Source organism: Bacillus sp. X1(2014) (genome assembly GCF_007678255.1).
This window is the reverse complement of record NZ_VEED01000017.1, coordinates 69,489-85,863: the sequence shown is the minus strand read 5'-3', so window position 1 is coordinate 85,863 and position 16,375 is coordinate 69,489. Positions and strand designations below refer to the sequence as shown.

At 37.7% G+C, this 16,375-nt stretch carries 14 protein-coding genes; 6 read left to right on the top strand and 8 right to left on the bottom strand.

Annotation, left to right across the window (positions count from 1 at the left end):
• Nucleotides 1–26: 26 nt before the first annotated feature.
• Nucleotides 27–1,415, bottom strand: coding sequence for an APC family permease (locus tag FS608_RS23620; protein WP_144555005.1), 1,389 nt, complete (start codon nt 1,413–1,415; stop codon nt 27–29).
• A gap of 128 nt (nt 1,416–1,543) precedes the next feature.
• On the opposite strand from FS608_RS23620, the gene FS608_RS23615 reads away from it, so the two are divergent.
• Complete coding sequence (locus FS608_RS23615) at nt 1,544–2,392, top strand: MerR family transcriptional regulator (RefSeq protein ID WP_222127400.1); 849 nt, start codon at nt 1,544–1,546, stop codon at nt 2,390–2,392.
• 32 nt (nt 2,393–2,424) lie between these two features.
• Here the strand turns inward: FS608_RS23615 and FS608_RS23610 are convergent, their stop codons facing one another.
• Entirely contained in the window at nt 2,425–3,786 is a 1,362-nt protein-coding gene (locus FS608_RS23610; protein ID WP_260871793.1) for a D-serine ammonia-lyase, read from the bottom strand.
• Between the two features lie 161 nt (nt 3,787–3,947).
• On the opposite strand from FS608_RS23610, the gene FS608_RS23605 reads away from it, so the two are divergent.
• Both FS608_RS23605 and rlmN read left to right on the top strand, forming a co-directional pair.
• Nucleotides 3,948–4,493: a helix-turn-helix domain-containing protein gene (locus tag FS608_RS23605; protein WP_144555003.1), complete on the top strand. Its 546-nt coding sequence runs from the start codon at nt 3,948–3,950 to the stop codon at nt 4,491–4,493.
• Nucleotides 4,494–4,797: 304 nt separating this feature from the next.
• Nucleotides 4,798–5,856, top strand: a complete 1,059-nt coding sequence (gene rlmN / locus FS608_RS23600; protein WP_144555002.1) for a dual-specificity RNA methyltransferase RlmN — start codon at nt 4,798–4,800, stop codon at nt 5,854–5,856.
• A gap of 410 nt (nt 5,857–6,266) precedes the next feature.
• Here the strand turns inward: rlmN and fabF are convergent, their stop codons facing one another.
• The 3 genes from fabF to FS608_RS23585 all read right to left on the bottom strand — a co-directional run bounded on the left by fabF (nt 6,267) and on the right by FS608_RS23585 (nt 8,719).
• Nucleotides 6,267–7,508, bottom strand: coding sequence for a beta-ketoacyl-ACP synthase II (gene fabF / locus FS608_RS23595; protein WP_144555001.1), 1,242 nt, complete (start codon nt 7,506–7,508; stop codon nt 6,267–6,269).
• 139 nt (nt 7,509–7,647) lie between these two features.
• Nucleotides 7,648–7,935, bottom strand: a complete 288-nt coding sequence (locus FS608_RS23590; protein ID WP_313958733.1) for a phospholipase A2 family protein — start codon at nt 7,933–7,935, stop codon at nt 7,648–7,650.
• A 400-nt stretch (nt 7,936–8,335) separates the two neighbouring features.
• Nucleotides 8,336–8,719, bottom strand: a complete 384-nt coding sequence (locus FS608_RS23585; protein ID WP_144554999.1) for a hypothetical protein — start codon at nt 8,717–8,719, stop codon at nt 8,336–8,338.
• Between the two features lie 329 nt (nt 8,720–9,048).
• On the opposite strand from FS608_RS23585, the gene FS608_RS23580 reads away from it, so the two are divergent.
• Nucleotides 9,049–9,897, top strand: a complete 849-nt coding sequence (locus FS608_RS23580) for a DUF2935 domain-containing protein (RefSeq protein ID WP_144554998.1) — start codon at nt 9,049–9,051, stop codon at nt 9,895–9,897.
• A 194-nt stretch (nt 9,898–10,091) separates the two neighbouring features.
• Here the strand turns inward: FS608_RS23580 and FS608_RS23575 are convergent, their stop codons facing one another.
• The 3 genes from FS608_RS23575 to FS608_RS23565 form a co-directional block, all read right to left on the bottom strand.
• Complete coding sequence (locus FS608_RS23575; protein ID WP_144554997.1) at nt 10,092–11,312, bottom strand: amidohydrolase; 1,221 nt, start codon at nt 11,310–11,312, stop codon at nt 10,092–10,094.
• 21 nt (nt 11,313–11,333) lie between these two features.
• Nucleotides 11,334–12,572, bottom strand: coding sequence for an amidohydrolase family protein (locus FS608_RS23570; RefSeq protein ID WP_144554996.1), 1,239 nt, complete (start codon nt 12,570–12,572; stop codon nt 11,334–11,336).
• Nucleotides 12,573–12,657: 85 nt separating this feature from the next.
• Nucleotides 12,658–14,235, bottom strand: a complete 1,578-nt coding sequence (locus FS608_RS23565; RefSeq protein WP_144554995.1) for a glutathione ABC transporter substrate-binding protein — start codon at nt 14,233–14,235, stop codon at nt 12,658–12,660.
• A 341-nt stretch (nt 14,236–14,576) separates the two neighbouring features.
• Here FS608_RS23565 and FS608_RS23560 point away from each other — a divergent pair, with 341 nt between their 5' ends.
• Together FS608_RS23560 and nikB are read left to right on the top strand one after the other, a co-directional pair.
• Nucleotides 14,577–15,431 carry an ABC transporter permease gene (locus tag FS608_RS23560; RefSeq protein WP_260871798.1) on the top strand — a complete coding sequence of 285 codons (855 nt, stop codon included), beginning with the start codon at nt 14,577–14,579 and terminating at the stop codon, nt 15,429–15,431.
• A gap of 22 nt (nt 15,432–15,453) precedes the next feature.
• The gene (nikB, locus tag FS608_RS23555; protein ID WP_144554993.1) at nt 15,454–16,374 is read left to right on the top strand and encodes a nickel ABC transporter permease; all 921 of its coding nucleotides are present in this window, start codon (nt 15,454–15,456) and stop codon (nt 16,372–16,374) included.
• The last annotated feature ends 1 nt before the right edge of the window (nt 16,375 follow it).

Here is a 16,375-nt window from a genome sequence, read left to right as displayed (position 1 = left end):
TTTTACAAACCTCCAGTATATAATTTTTACCTTACCTGTTGAGGGATAACCTCTCGATCAATGTCTTGGACATTTTGTGGAATCAATTCTTTATCAAAATGAAACTCAGGAAGTGGTTGGCGGAACCATTTCGTCATATAGACAAGATAAATCAAGCCGCATGCCATCCAGATGCCCCCGAGAATCAACGCGTCCCTTTCTAAATGCGACCATAACCATATCGTAAACGCTGCGCCAATGAGTGGTAATAATAGGTACCGAATGCAATCCATAAAAGAACGCTTATGATTTCTGATAAAATAATGGGCGATAACAGACAGATTTACAGATGTAAAGGCAATTAACGCTCCAAAATTGATAAACTTAATAACTTGTTCTAGGGTTAATGGAATTGCGAGTAATGAAACTACGCCAATCACAATGATGCCAAGTGACGGTGTTTTAAATTTAGGATGAATGTATCCAAATATATTTTTGGGTAATACGGAATCTCGTCCCATCGCATATAACACTCGCGATGCACTTGTGATTGAAGCGATTCCTGAAGAAAAATTACCAATAATCACTGCTGTAATAAAAATGGACTTAAATAAATTTCCTCCGATCAGCACTGCAATTTCAAGGGCTGCAGAATCAGCATGTTTGAATGCAATGCCCGGATGCACCAATTGTGCTAAGTAAGAAGAGCCAATATACAAAACTCCGATAAACAATAGCATGATGATAATGGCTCTTGGGATCGTTTTTTCGGGATTGATTGTTTCCTCTGATAAAGTGGTGAGTGAGTCAAAACCAAGAAAACTAAAGCAAAGAATGGTAGCTCCTGCCAAGATAACAGATAAGGAAACATCTGCATCAAACAATGGCTTCATGGAGAAAAGACTCCCCGCCCCTACTCCTTCTGATAAACTTTTGAAGGATAATATCCAGAAAAGGCAAACAAAAATGACTTGAGCAATAACAAAAATTTTACTCGTTATTGCTGAGATCTCCACACCTAGTATGCTCGGAGATACGATGCTTGCAGTCAACACAATTACCCACACATAATGCGGGATTCCAGGAAATACAGCACTTAAAAAGACAGTGGACATCAAGCAGGTAACCATAGGCGTTAATATATAATCAAGCATAATCGTCCAACCTACAATGAACCCAACCTCAGAATTAATAGATTTTTGCGTAAAGGAATAGGCTGACCCTGAGATCGGGTAGGCTTTCGCCATCTTGCCATAGCTGAGAGCTGTAAAAAGTATTGCTAGAAAAGCAATAATGTATGCAGTCGTAATAACACCTCTTGAGGTAACGGCAGCAATTCCATAGGTATTAAAAAACACCATGGGGTTATTCCATGCAATCCCTAAAAATACAACCTGTGACAAAGTAAGTGTTCTTGCAAGCGCTTTCTGTTTCATAACTCAACTCCCTCCGTATTAGTAAATTTAATTCTTAGATGATTTAGAAGATTTCGTATTTTTATTGTAAACCTTGTTGTTACACAAAGGTCAATAGATGTATTATATTTTTTAGAGGGGTGATTTCATTGAAGATAAAGGAAAAATTAACCATTGGTGAAATGGCGAGATTAAGAGGGGTAACAACGGAGACTTTACGCCACTATGATCGGATTGACCTATTCAAACCTCAATATGTCGATCCCGATTCGGGGTATCGCTACTATTCTATTTTTCAATATGAAGTTTTAGGGACCATTAAAGAGTTGCGGCAACTTGGGATGAGTACGGACGAAATAAAGGATTATTTTAATGAACGTAATTTTAATAAGTCCTTGGACATTCTGAAAACCAAGCATACGGAACTTGTGTCAAAACTGAACGAACTACATGACTTGGAGGAAAATATTCGGGGTAAAATTGGATACTTAGAGCATGTAGCGAAAGAAAAAGAACTTCAATCGGTGTTCTTCCGCGAAATAGGAAGAAGGAAGTTAAATACCTTAAATGAAAAAATAAATAATAATTTGGAACTCAGTTATGGTGTTATAAGGTTAGAGAATATGCTCACCGAGAAGACACCAATTCTGGCTAGTAATAGACTAGGCATTATCATCCAGGAAGCGGATCTTAGAGCGAAACGATTTGAAGAACCATCCATTATTTTTGTAGTGGCAAAAAATAAAGAAAAAATACCAAAACAGTGTCAAATGACGGTTCCTGGTGGGTTATTTGCGTGTATTCGTTATAACGGGGAATTATTATGGAATCGAAGCGAAAGTTTGAGTAAGATATTGGAATATCTTGATGAAACCGGATATCACATAACCGGCGATGCGCTGCAAATTATGCACGTCGATATTACAATCACAGATAAACCAAATGAGATTACATTCGAAATTCAAGTTCCCGTTCAAATAAAAAAATCTTTTCAATAAAAACACAGGGGTCAACTACCCCCTGTGTTGAATTACCTTTGATTCTCTAACGATAAATTCAATCCTTTTTGATAATATTGCTTCATCATTTCTTCAGGAACCATATTTCCACCAGTCCCCCAAATAATATGTGTACCTTTACTCATTTTTTTCGTTAAATTATGCTTCAGTAAATAATCGGTTCCTTCTTTAGATAATTTAATCGGTCCTATCATGCCTGCTAGTGCTGAAGGTTCTAAATGAATCCCCTCTGTATCAACTAGTTCCTTTAATAGCTTATACAACTGTTCATCGCTAACCGTATAATTACCACTTAGAAACGGTTCTATAGTTTTACCTACAAACCCTGATGGTCTTCCTACAGCAAGTCCATCAGCGTCTGTTACATTATCAATACCAAAATCTTGCACAGAAATTTTATCATGAAGTCCAGTCATTAAACCAAGTAACATACATGGAGAGTGGGTAGGTTCTGCAAAGAAACAGTGAACATGGTCTTGATACATTAACTTCAATCCAAACGCTATACCACCAGGACCACCGCCAACTCCACATGGAAGGTACACAAACAAAGGATGATTTTCATCAATTGTTATTTCTAGCTCTTCTAATTGTTTTTGTAATCGAGATGCTGCTACTGCGTATCCTAAAAATAGATCATAAGAATTTTCATCATCTACAAAATAACATGTAGGATCCCCTTCAGCTTGGAGTCGACCTTCCTCAACCGCTTTACTATAATCCGATTCATATTCAATTACATTAACATTTTTGCTTCGAAGTAAGTCTTTTTTCCATTGTTTTGCATCAGCCGACATATGAACGGTCACATTAAAACCTAACTTTGCACTTATGATGCCTATACTAAGTCCTAAATTTCCAGTCGAACCTACTGCGATTGAGTATTGGGAGAAGAATGTTCGAAACCTATCACTATCTAAAAGGGAATAGTCATCTTGAATCGTCAACAATTGATGTTGAAGAGCTAATTCTTCTGCATGTTTGAGAACTTCATAAATCCCGCCCCTTGCTTTTATAGACCCTGATATAGGAAGGTGACTATCACACTTAAGCAATAAATCACCTAATATAGGTTGTCGATAATTCTGCTCTAAGGATTGTTTCATGGAAGGAATTCTCACCAATGGAGATTCTATTATTCCATTCATCTTTTTTGTTTCTGGAAAAACCTTGGCAATATATGGAGCAAAACGTTTCAATCTTTCCTCTGCATCCTTTACATCGTCTTGAGTAAGAGGGGATTTTTTAATTCCTGTTTTAAACTTTTCAATTTTAGGATTTAACCACAATATTTCATTCATCGAAATGAGTTTGTTTAGTAAAGGATAGTTTTCTTTCCATGTTTGTAAATCTCCGAATTCAATCTCTTTCACTTTAATAGTCCTCCTCATTGACTTGATAATAGTCTTCAAAACAATGTAAAATATAATTTAATAATTGTTAAATGCAGTTTAACATAGATATTTTTGGTTGTTAAGTATTATTTAAAAACGTTAAATTTAAATTAACGGTTTTTACCAAGGAGTGCATAGTAATGGAAAATATTGATATTGGTAAGAAGGTTGAAAAATATAGAAAAGCTAAAGACTTAAGCATTAGAGAATTAGCAAAGTTAGCTGAAATAACGCCTTCAATGTTGAGTCAAATCGAACGAGGCTTAGCAAACCCTTCTATTCAGACTCTTAAAGTTTTAGCGAAATCCCTAGACGTTCCTACATTTAGTTTTTTCATGGAAGAAACAAACACGGCTGATTTAGTTGTTAGGTCTAGTCACCGAAAGAAAATGATCATTGAAAACTTATCCTATGAGCTAGTTTCACCTGATTTTACTGGAAACCTGGCAACAGCCATTATGAATTTCCCACCGAAGACTGCTTCATCTGAGAAACAGTTGGAGCATAAAGGAGTAGAAGTTGCTTATGTATTAGAGGGGAAAATTAAAGTGTTTTTAGATGATGAAGAATACATATTGGAATCTGGCGATAGTGTAAAAATACCAGCACAAATGAAGCATAGATGGGAAAATAACTTTAATGAACATGCTGCCATACTTTTTTCGGTGACTCCACCAATTTTTTAATTTTCTTATTTAACAAACGCTCGCAGATTACTTAAAGATATTTACATTTTCTATTTATGGTTTCGAGCTGCTTTTAAAAAGCAGCTTTTTCAATTGGAAACGAGGCAGCATTCCAGTAAAAGAATACCTTTAATAACAACCAATTAAAGGTATTTTTTTATAATGTGTCTTTTCTTGGTATAATAGATAGTGTTTTTAATATTACATGTATGGTGAATAACTGATTTAATGTCAATTCACTATTTATATAGTTGGTAAAGATAAATTTTAGGAAGTTTTATCGTTACGAAAAGAGGAGGAACATATGAATAAACAGAGTATATACGGATTAACGATTGATCAATTAGCAGCCTGGCTTGAAGCGCACGGCGAGAAGAAGTCGAGAGCACAGAAAGTTTGGGAATACCTTTATCGAAAGCGTGTCACAGCATTCTCGGAGATGACGGAAGTTAATCCAGAGTGTGTTCAACTATTAGCAGACAACTTTGTAATCCAAACCTTACAGGAGCACATTAAACAAGAATCGGCTGATGGCACGATTAAGTTTTTGTTTAAACTGCAGGATGGCAATTTGATCGAAACGGTTTTAATGCGGCAGAAATACGGCCTTTCCGTTTGTGTGACAACACAAGTTGGCTGTAACATCGGATGCAGCTTTTGTGCTAGTGGGTTATTAGCGAAAAGCCGCGATTTATCCAGTGGTGAAATTGTTGAGCAGATTATGAACGTACAGCTGCATCTGGACAAAAAAGGCCAAGGAGAAACCGTCAGTCATGTGGTCGTGATGGGCATTGGTGAACCATTTGATAATTTTGACAACCTATTGGACTTTATCAAAGTAATAAAAGATGATAAAGGGCTTGCCATTGCGGCTAGACGTATCACCGTATCAACCAGCGGTCTTGCGGACAAGCTGGTTGAATTCACGGATAAAGGGCTGCAGGTAAACCTGGCAGTGTCATTACATGCGCCAAATAATGAACTTCGGACGCGTATTATGAAAATAAACCGTGCGATTCCTATTGAAAAGCTAATGAAAGCGATGGAGTATTATGTAGATAAAACTAACCGACGGATTACGATTGAATATATTCTGTTGCGAGATGTAAATGATCATAAACAAGAAGCCGAGCAGCTTGTCGATCTGCTCCGTCCACTCGGGCAGAAAGTCTATGTAAACTTAATTCCATATAACCCAGTCGATGAACATAGTCAATATCAACGAAGTGAACAGGAATCAGTATTGTCATTTTATGATACGTTGAAAAAGGGCGGGGTTAATTGCAAAATCCGTCAAGAGCATGGAACAGATATTGATGCGGCGTGCGGACAGTTACGAAGCAAACAAATAAGAAATGCTTAAGTACAGTTTTTGTAGACATAAGACCGGGTAGCGATACCCGGCTTTTTTGTGTCGAAGCGGAGTTCGACATTCTTTTCTCCATTTCCCGGGAAAAAATCCTTTTAATCAAAGGGTTGATTATGTATCTAATCAAACGTTTGGTTAATAAAGGATGCTGGGGAAATCTGTCGAAGCGTGATTAATTCCCGAAGGAAATCCTAACATCGACTAGTTTTTAACTTTAATAGTGAAAAATATAATAGTGTCGACAAAATTTGTTTCACAATAAAAGGCTGAAACCCTTTATTGGCATGGTCTCATGGTTATCTAATCAAACGTTTGGTTAGTTTTATTTTTGTCGAAATAAGTCCAGTTGCGTAAAAAAGGTATCTAAATAATCTTTAGACACCTTTTTTAACTATATGCTATCGTTACTCGGTAAACTTTTTAAAAATTAATGTGGTATTATGTCCGCCAAATCCTAATGAGTTGGATAAAACGACTTGAACATCCTTCTTCTTCGCCTCATTGGGAACATAATCTAAATCAAGTTGTTCATCTGGCGTTTCATAGTTGATGGTTGGCGGAATGACTCCATCCTTGATTGTTAAAACAGAGAAGATTGCTTCAATTGCACCGGTTGCACCCAATAAGTGGCCAGTCATTGATTTAGTGGAACTGACCGATAAATGATAGGCATGTTCTTTGAAAACTTCTTTAATGGCTAACGTTTCATACAAATCATTATAATTGGTGGATGTCCCATGTGCATTGATATAGTCGACTTGTTCAGGGGAAATATCCGCATCGTCTAATGCTAATCTCATAGCCCTGCCAGCCCCTTCTCCGTCTGGTGCAGGTGTGGTAATATGATGGGCATCACCAGTCGCGCCATATCCAATCAATTCTCCATAAACTTTAGCGCCGCGGGCCAGTGCGTGTTCTAGTTCTTCGAGGACCACAATTCCAGCCCCTTCCCCAATCACAAAACCATCGCGATTCTTATCAAAAGGCCGGCTTGCAGTGTTCGGATCAGGATTTTTAGAAAGAGCTGTCATATTCGAAAATCCAGCTACGGTCATCTCAGTTATCGTCGCTTCTGTTCCTCCCGCAATCATCATCTCCACATCCCCTTTTTGAATGACGCGGAATGCATCACCGATGGAATTGGCACCAGATGCACATGCAGTGACCGAACAATTGTTGATTCCTTTAGCACCTAGCGCAATCGAAACTTGTCCAGCTGCCATGTCTGGGATAAACATTGGAATCGTAAACGGGTTGACCCTTCTTTGTCCTTTTTCAATAAACTTCCTATGTTGTTCCTCGAATTCACCTAGACCGCCAATTCCTGAACCAATCCAGACACCGACCCGTTCTGCTGGAATGTCTTCTCCGATTTGGATCCCCGAATCCTTTACAGCCATTTGACTTGCTGCCACCGCAAACTGGCTATAACGCCCCATCCTTCTTGCTTCTCTTTTATCCATAAACTCTTCTGGTACAAAGCCTTTTACTTCCGCTGCGATTTTAATATCGACCTTTTCTACATCAAAGATGGTGGCTGGTCCAATCCCCGATACACCATTTTTAATGTTTTCCCATGTTGTTTGAGCATCATTCCCCAAAGGAGTGACTGCTCCAATTCCTGTAATCACTACTCTTTTACTCATTATAATGCTCTCTCCCACCCAGTTATTAGTTACCTACACTCTATAGTGTAACGAATTCAGAGGGGATGGACAAATTGATTTCAGACGATTTTCAGATTCAGATTACTAGGATGTAAGAAAATGCTTTAGCAATATAACACTATTTTGGACAGGTGAAGGCTGTTTTCAGTTTAAAGAACCAATACATTAATCGTGCATTTCTACCTTTTTGCGTATGAGGATTCATTTTTGTGCTGAGGCATTTCATGAATTGTTTGTCACAATAACAAGGGGAATTCCCTTGGTCTAAACAGCGATCATGGTGGTAGCAGCAGTTATCTACATCATTAATGGGTCTTCCCGGTCCGCTGCACCCTGGCCCACACCAGCGATAATTTGGGAAAATACAGAGAGGCAGGCTCTTTTTTCTACGTGTCAATATCTCCACCTCCTAGAAATTGATTACTATATTAATATGAAAAAATAAAAAACCTGATTAGACTTGTTTTATAAAAAAGATGTTTATCAAAGCCTTAGACCATTCCTGTAGGAATTTGTTTTCGCTAGCAGGTAAATGGTTCTCTAACAAGCTATGTTGGAATATAGATATAAATATAAAAAATTCACTTGAAAGGGGAATCAATTCTTATGGATTTTTGCATCTCTTGCGGGAGTGAATTATCCAAGTATGAAAGGAATCGAAGTGAATGCTGGGAGTGCATGGATACCACCACGGAAGCTTATACAGAAGAAGAATAACAATTAAAGAATAAATGGCCCCTAGTCCAATAAGGACAGGGGCCATTGTATATTTACCTATTGTGAACATGAACTCAAATAAGGATGTTCTAATGCTCTCTCTTTGTTACTGATAATTCTTTTATTTTCTCAACCCAATCCTTGAACGTTCCAAATTCACTTGAATCGAACCCGAAGTGTGTCTTTATGATGTGGACAAATTCGCTTTCATGATCGTGGAAAACTCCATCAGAATAAATAAGTTGAAAGATCTCAGTTAAGACGATATATTTGGAGCGTTCACTTTTAAATTCTTTTAAAATGTCCTCTATGGAGAGTCCTTTTAACTGATAATCCTCCAGCCCCGTCTCCCTTTGATATTTTCTTATTAAGGAATTTTCATATATAGATAATTTGCCGTCAATTCTGGCAATCATTGCAGCCAATTCAAGAAATGCAATTTTCTCCTTTTGCTCTAGTTCTTCTAGGAACATTACACATACCTCTCCTTATTGTCTTTGTTATATTTATACGAAAAAATTCCCATTAGGTTTCATTTATTCGGTAAGCTAGAAAAAGTGAATAAAGTTAAAATCATTACGACTGTACTAAAGTTGGCAAATGATGTCAAGGAGGTCCGCTGATGCTGCTTATACTCATGATTCCAAAGGTAAGCAGTTGATGTTCATTTATTGATTTACTCTACCCCAGTATATATACGTAAATTAAAATTACTCTTATCGCTTTATTTTTTGATGGCATTTTTTAATGGATAAGTTAATAAGTATAGTACGACAGTAGTATATTTATTAGGAGGGTCGTAATGCATAGTGGTGAAGGCTTACATCCTGATACAGGTGTTACATCCAGATTATTTGTTGAGCGATCATTAAATGAAATACGTTTTTGGGCCAGGATTATGAAAGAGCATTCTTTATTTCTTCGATTAGGTTTTAGAGCAGAAGACACACAACTTATTCAGGAGGCCAATCAATTCTACCGATTGTTTGAAAACATTGAACAAAGAGCACATTCCTTTAACAATCAAACAGATCCTGAACAAATAAGAAGATTTAATACAGAAGTCCAGCAAGCAGCAGCCAATATTTTCGTATTTAAACGAAAAGTATTAGGATTAATTCTCACATGTAAATTGCCAGGAGCAAATAATTTCCCTCTATTAGTCGATCATACAAGTAGGGAAGCTAATTATTTTAGAAAACGCCTAATTGAGTTAAATGAAGGGAAATTGCAATCCCTTCCGGATGCGATTATTAAAGAAAATGTCTTCTTCTTAAGAATTATGGCAGACCATGCCAAATTTATTGGTCATCTCCTTGATCCATCAGAAAGGAAACTAGTTGATGTAGCACGGAATTTCAGTAATGATTTTGATCAATTGCTGTATCAAGCAAGAGACTTAGATTCTATGAAGCCACAATCTCAGACCGTTCCTCTTTTAGATCAATTCTTGGATCAAAATCGTGTGTCGGTTTCCTCTCTACGGGACTTCAAGAAAACCGCTCGTGATTTAATTGAACAATGTAAAATTAAGAGTATCATTCATCCGCTATTAGCAGATCATGTTTACCGTGAAGCTGATAGATTCTTAGAAATAATTGATATGTTTGATGCCCATCTTACAAGAGGCAACCCACAATCTAGAGAGTAAAAGATTGAAGAATAAGGGAATTATGTCCCAGCAGAGGATAGAATAGAAGTGAATCAGTTGGCCATTTTATTAGCCCCATTTAGTTCATCAATATTAATTAAAATTTTATATTTTATAAAAAACAGTGCTAATTCATTTGCGAATTGCACTGTTTTTTTTCTTTTCAAAAACTTTTAAGTTCTTAAAAGCAATGTTTACAATTTTCCAAATACAAATTTTCCATTAAAAATAACTGCTTCGCGCTCAGTTGTTCTTGCAACGGCTTCAGCAGAACATGAGGCATTTACAAGAACAAGATTTGCTTTATCACCTACCAGCGGCCAGGCTACTTCTCCGTCTTTCGTTAATGGAGTAGGTCCCCCAGTAGCATACTTTAGTGTCTGAGCTAATGAACGTTCATCACTTTTCCGGTACAATTCACTATATCGAGTTACCTTTTCTAGAACATCTCCTGTACCATATGGCCCCCAAGAGTCATAAAAACCATCACATCCTAAATAAACATTAACTCCATTTTGATCGAATAACTCAATTGGCGGCAAAGTACTTGTAATTGGAATCGTAGACATAATCGACATTCCTAACTTGCTCATTTTTGCTGCGATTTCTTCCTGTTGTGGGACTGCCACTTCTCCTAGACTAAATGCATGGCTTACAGCCACGCGATTGTGCCATTTCGCTGCATCTACCATTTCTGCCAATTTATCTACTGTATAAAAACCAACATTCCCTCTGTCATGTAAATGGATATCAATATCTGCATCAAATTCTGTTGCTAGATTCATCACCTCATAAAGTGATTTTTCGATATTACGATCAATTCCAGCTGGGTCTAACCCACCAACTAATTGGGCACCTGATCTCATTGCCTCTTTCATGAGCGGAATAACATTTTCTGTTAATAAGCCATGCTGCGGGAAGGCAACAATTTCGTAGGTTAGCTTATCCGAGTAATCCTCCAACGCTGTTTTTATACCTTCTAAATTTTTCAAACCAATATAAGGGTCAATATTTACATGTGTCCGAATGTGTGTAGACCCATGTGAAAGTAGTAAGTCAATCATGGCACTGGCACGCTGTTTGGTTGTTGGCGCTAATTCCTCCAGCTCCATAGCCTCCATACGTAATCGGTCCTTCAAGTTTTTTGCAGGGATCGGAGACTTCCAATCAAGTGAAAGATAGGTTTTATCCAAATGGTTGTGCATTTCTTTAAAAGCAGGTATTGCCAAATAACATTTACCGTCAACAGTATTCTCATCAGATGGAATGATGAAACTCTGCTGTTGTTTATCAACAATTTCCCCATCCTGAATTTTCAAATGGAAAAGTTCTGTCTTTGTTTCATAAACTCCTTTTTCATCCTGTATATAGCCTGTCTCTAACCGAACATTCGTCAACCAATATGAGGTAGTCATTCTTTCTCCTCCTTTATAAGTTTAAACACGCACTATGTCTGTGTCTTCTAGTTTACTCTCAACCTTTTTCCCTTTGAAAAACAATGCTTCTACCGTTGCTCTTCTTGCGACTGCTTCTGCTGAACAAGTTGCCTTTACCAGCATCATCGTTGCGTCATCACCAACCTTTGGCCAAACACGCTCACCTTTTTCATTCAGTGGTGTTACACCGCCCGTTCCGTACTTAAGAGCAGTGGTTAAAGAATATTCGTCACTCAGGCGGAATCTTTCAGCAAGAACCCCAAGCTTTTGGATCGTGTTTCCAGTTCCAAAGGGAGACCAATGGTCTGTAATACTGTCATGTCCAACAGATACTCGAATTCCTAATTTATCAAGAGTTGGTATCGGAATTGTCGCACGATTTATAGGAACAGTAGTTGTAACATCCATCTCTTGCTCTTTTAGAATTGCAGTGATTTCATTAAGCTCCACACCATCCAGGTCACCTAATGCAATCCCATGGCTTATCGTTGCTCTACCTTTAAGTCCAGATTCCTTCGTATAATAAGCCATGCGTTGAAATGTAAATGCCCCTAATGTATTCGGATCATGTAAATGAATATCTACACCCTTATTGTTTTCAACCGCAATATCAAAAATAGTGTTTAAGGATTTCTCAATGTTTCGATCCACCGTCGCAGGGTCGACACCTCCAACTAATGTCGCGCCATTCTTCATCGCATCACGAATGAGCTGAACTGAGTCACTTTTCAATAAACCATGCTGTGGAAAAGCAACAATCTCATAGGTAAGAACATCCTCATATTTTTTCAAGGCATTGACAGTTATCTCTAGATTTTTAAGTCCAATCACGGGGTCAACATTACAATGTGTGCGAATATGGGTGTGGCCGTTTTTAATCAATAATTCAATCATTTTCTCTGCGCGCTCCTGGGCTGTCGGCAGGAGCTTGGGCAACAATTCTTTTTCTTCTTCTAATCTAGTAAAAATGCCTTTTATGATAGGTGTACATGCTTTCCATGGTCCACCATAATAGGTCTTATCGATATGAATATGCATATCTCTTAAAGATGGCAGTAGTAGCTGACCATGAGCATCGTGCTGATTAGCAATTGTATTTGGAATTTCATTTGTAATTTCAGTAATTTTATCTCCTTCAATTTTCAAGTGGCAAATTTCTGTCTCGGTTGCGACAATTCGATCATTTTCATAAATGAACCCTTTTTCTAACCGGACATTCGTTAACCAAAAAATTGTCATTCCTATTCCCTCCTAAGTTATAGAACTAGGAAAAGTACTTTTTAACAAAGTACTTTTCCCCCTTGAACAGTATTCATAAAGTTCCTTATTTAATTACCACATCATCAATCATTAGATAGTTGGCAGCATTTAACCAAAAACCACTTACATTTTTACTATAGGCAGCCAAATGTTCATAATTTCGAATGGGAACATATACGGCATCGTCAATCTCTTTTTGCATTACTTCTTCATATAGCTTTAATCGTTTTTGCTCATCCGTTTCTTTTCGTGCTGATTCAATCATTTTGTCTACATCTGGATTACTATAGTAGAAATGGTTCCCTGCAGCTCCCTGTGATGCTGAATGGAATAAGTTATACTGGTTGTAATCTCCGTCGCCTGTTGCATTTCCCCATCCACCAATAGCCATATCGTGCTCACCTTTTTCAATCATGTCAATGTACGCACCATATTCCATTACCTGGATTTTCACATTTATTCCAATCCCTTTTAATTGTGATTGCATCACTTCAGCCATGTTAATACGTTCTTTTCGGTCACTGGTTAATAAAGTGACATTTAATCCTTTTTCATAGCCAGCTTCTTTTAACAATTTCTTTGCTTCATTTAAATCATAATCATAGGCTTTAACCTTATCACTGTATCCAAGCACCTTTGGACTCATCGCTACATTAGCAATAGTTCCAACGTTATTATAAACACCTTTAATAATGGCTTCTCTTTCAATGCCGTGGCTGATTGCCTTACGGACTCTTACATCATCAAACGGTTTTTTCTTTGTGTTAAATCCAAGATATTCAACAGCTAGTCCTTCTGTACGATAGAGCCCCATTTTATCGGAAGCTTCAATACGCTCAATCTCAGTTACAGGAACTTGGTCATTAATATGCGCCTCACCTGTTTCAATCATCGCTAGCCGGGTTGCATCTTCAGGAACGACTTTGAATACTACTCTATCAATATTAGGTTTCTTCCCCCAGTAGTTTTCATTTCTCTTCAATGAAATTTCTTGTCCAGTCTTCCATGATTCAAACACGAATGGACCTGTACCAACTGGATGTTGTGATAAAGATTCCGGGTTTTCTTTAAGTGCTTTTGGACTAATAATACTACCTTCTTGGCTGGCCAAAATAGAAAGCAGTGGAGCATAAGGATACTCAAGTAATAATTGAACGGTATAATCATCGACAACTTTTATTTCTTTAATCATTGAGAACTTCTCACGTTGCGGTGATTCCGTTTTCGGATCTAATATACGATCAAATGTGGTTTTAACAGCTTCAGCATTGAATGGTGCTCCATCATGAAATTTAACGCCTTCTTGTAATTTAAATTCCCATGTTGTGTCATTTAAGACATTCCATTCTTTCGCTAGCTGTGGCTGAATTTTGAAGTCCTTATCTGGCGCAATTAGTGTCTGATAAACTTTTTGATAAACGATATTCGCTGAAGGAATATCCGTAATAAAAGCTGGATCAAGTTTCGTAGCATCAGAAAGTCTTACAACGGTTAATGTGCCGCCTTGTTTGGTTGCTTCATTTTTGCTTGCTGAATCATTTGAAGAAGTTGATTTTGTTGAACAAGCTTGAGCAAATATCATCATTAAGCCGATTAGAATAAATAGTAGACTCTTATTAATACTGCGTGCTTTTCTCTCCATTTTTACATGCTCCCCTATTATGTTATTTTGTAAATTCTGACCTTTCAATCGGTTATCCACCATCCTTCCGCTGGTGCTTATCTGCATTATAAAAGACAATCAACAATAATATTTACAGAATATTTACTTAAATTTTAACTATTTTGACATATTATTTAAAAAATATTTACTTTTCACCCAATTTTGATAATTTGTACATAACCCAATAAAAAGTCTGAAGGTTTAGAAGGGGGTCCAGAGCAACGGTTAATTACACCTTGTCTTTCCAAAAATTAAAATAAGGAGGGTTTTACATGTCAGTTGAAGTAAACACAGAAACACCAATAGTAATCAAACAAACAATGAATCTACCGAAACAATCTAAATTTAAAGACTTCCTTTCTATTTTAATCGTTAATAAAGCAGCAATGGTCGGTGCAATTATTATCCTCTTTTACATTTTAATCGGATTATTTGCACCGCTCTTAGCCCCCTATGATCCATATAAAATTATATTAGAAGATAAATTACTGCCTCCATCGAGTGATCACTGGATGGGAACCGATGATAAAGGGAGAGATATATTAAGTCGTATTCTGTATGGCTCGAGACTTTCGATGGGAGTCGGTTTTGCTGCTGTAGCCTTTGGCGCATTCTTCGGAATCCTTTTTGGACTAGTTGCTGGTTATTATGGAAAATGGATTGATTCGTTCATTATGAGAATGATGGACGTCATGCTCGCTTTCCCTGGAATCTTACTAGCTTTAGCCATCATTAGTGCTCTAGGACCTGGTCTAATAAATGTAACGATTGCGGTTGGAGCTTTTTCCGTTCCTTTATTTGCTCGAATTGTCCGTGGTTCTACATTAGAAGTGAGACGTCTCGAGTATATTGACGCCATTCGGTCACTTGGCGCAAATGATTTTACCATTATTTTCAAACATATTTTACCGAATATTCTTTCTCCAATTATTGTCCAAGGAACCTTACGTCTTGCGACGGCGATTTTATCAGCTGCTGGCTTATCGTTCCTAGGTCTGGGCGCACAGCCTCCTTCTCCGGAATGGGGAACGATGCTAAGTAATGGAAGAGATTTCTTATTCTCCGCGCCGTACATTGCGATTTTCCCAGGTTTAGCGATTTCTATCCTCGTTTTGGGTTTTAATATCTTTGGTGATGGATTACGCGATGCCTTTGACCCTAGAATGAAAAAGTAAAATTTAAGGAGGTAAGTAGACAATGTTGATGTTTATTTTACGCCGTTTAATCCAAACGATCCCCGTCGTAATTGGGGTAACTTTTGTCGTATTTTTTATCATGCAACTAGTCCCCGGTGATCCTGCTGTTTTGCTTGCAGGTGAAGGAGCATCAAAAGAAACAGTTAATGCCATTCGTGAGCAATTGGGGTTAAACCGGCCATTATTAGTTCAATATTTTGACTACCTTTTGAATGTTTTTCAAGGAGACTTTGGCACTTCACTTAAGAATAGCCAACCAGTCCTCGATGAAATAATGGTGAGACTACCGATCACAATGGAGTTAGCATTTTTTAGTATCCTTATCACCATCGTTTTAGGTATGGCTGCAGGAATTATTTCAGCGGTTAAACCTTATTCACTGACAGATACAAGTGTGATGTTAGTTGCCCTACTGGGAATTTCCTTACCGAGCTTTTGGTTTGGTTTAATGATGATGTATTTTTTCTCCGTCAAACTGCAAATTCTTCCGGTAGCAGGATGGGATAGTATCCTTCATGTCATCCTCCCTGCTCTTACATTAGGGGCAGGCGGTGCAGCCATAGTTGCACGGATGACTCGTTCCAGTATGCTTGAAGTCATTAGGCAAGATTATATCCGTACAGCTCGAGCAAAAGGACTGCGCGAACATGTCATTATTTATAAGCACGCATTACGAAATGCCTTAATTCCAGTAATAACGGTTGTTGGTTTACAGTTTGGTGCTCTGCTTGGCGGAACTGTTTTAGTTGAATCCATCTTTGCGATTAACGGGCTTGGCCGAATGATTGTTGATGCAATCCGAATGAGGGATTTACCCGTGGTTCAAGGGGGAGTTTTAGCTGCCTCACTAATCTTTGTGATCGTGAACTTATTTGTGGACGTATTCTATCGGTTCTTTAATAAACGAATTGAACTAAATTAAC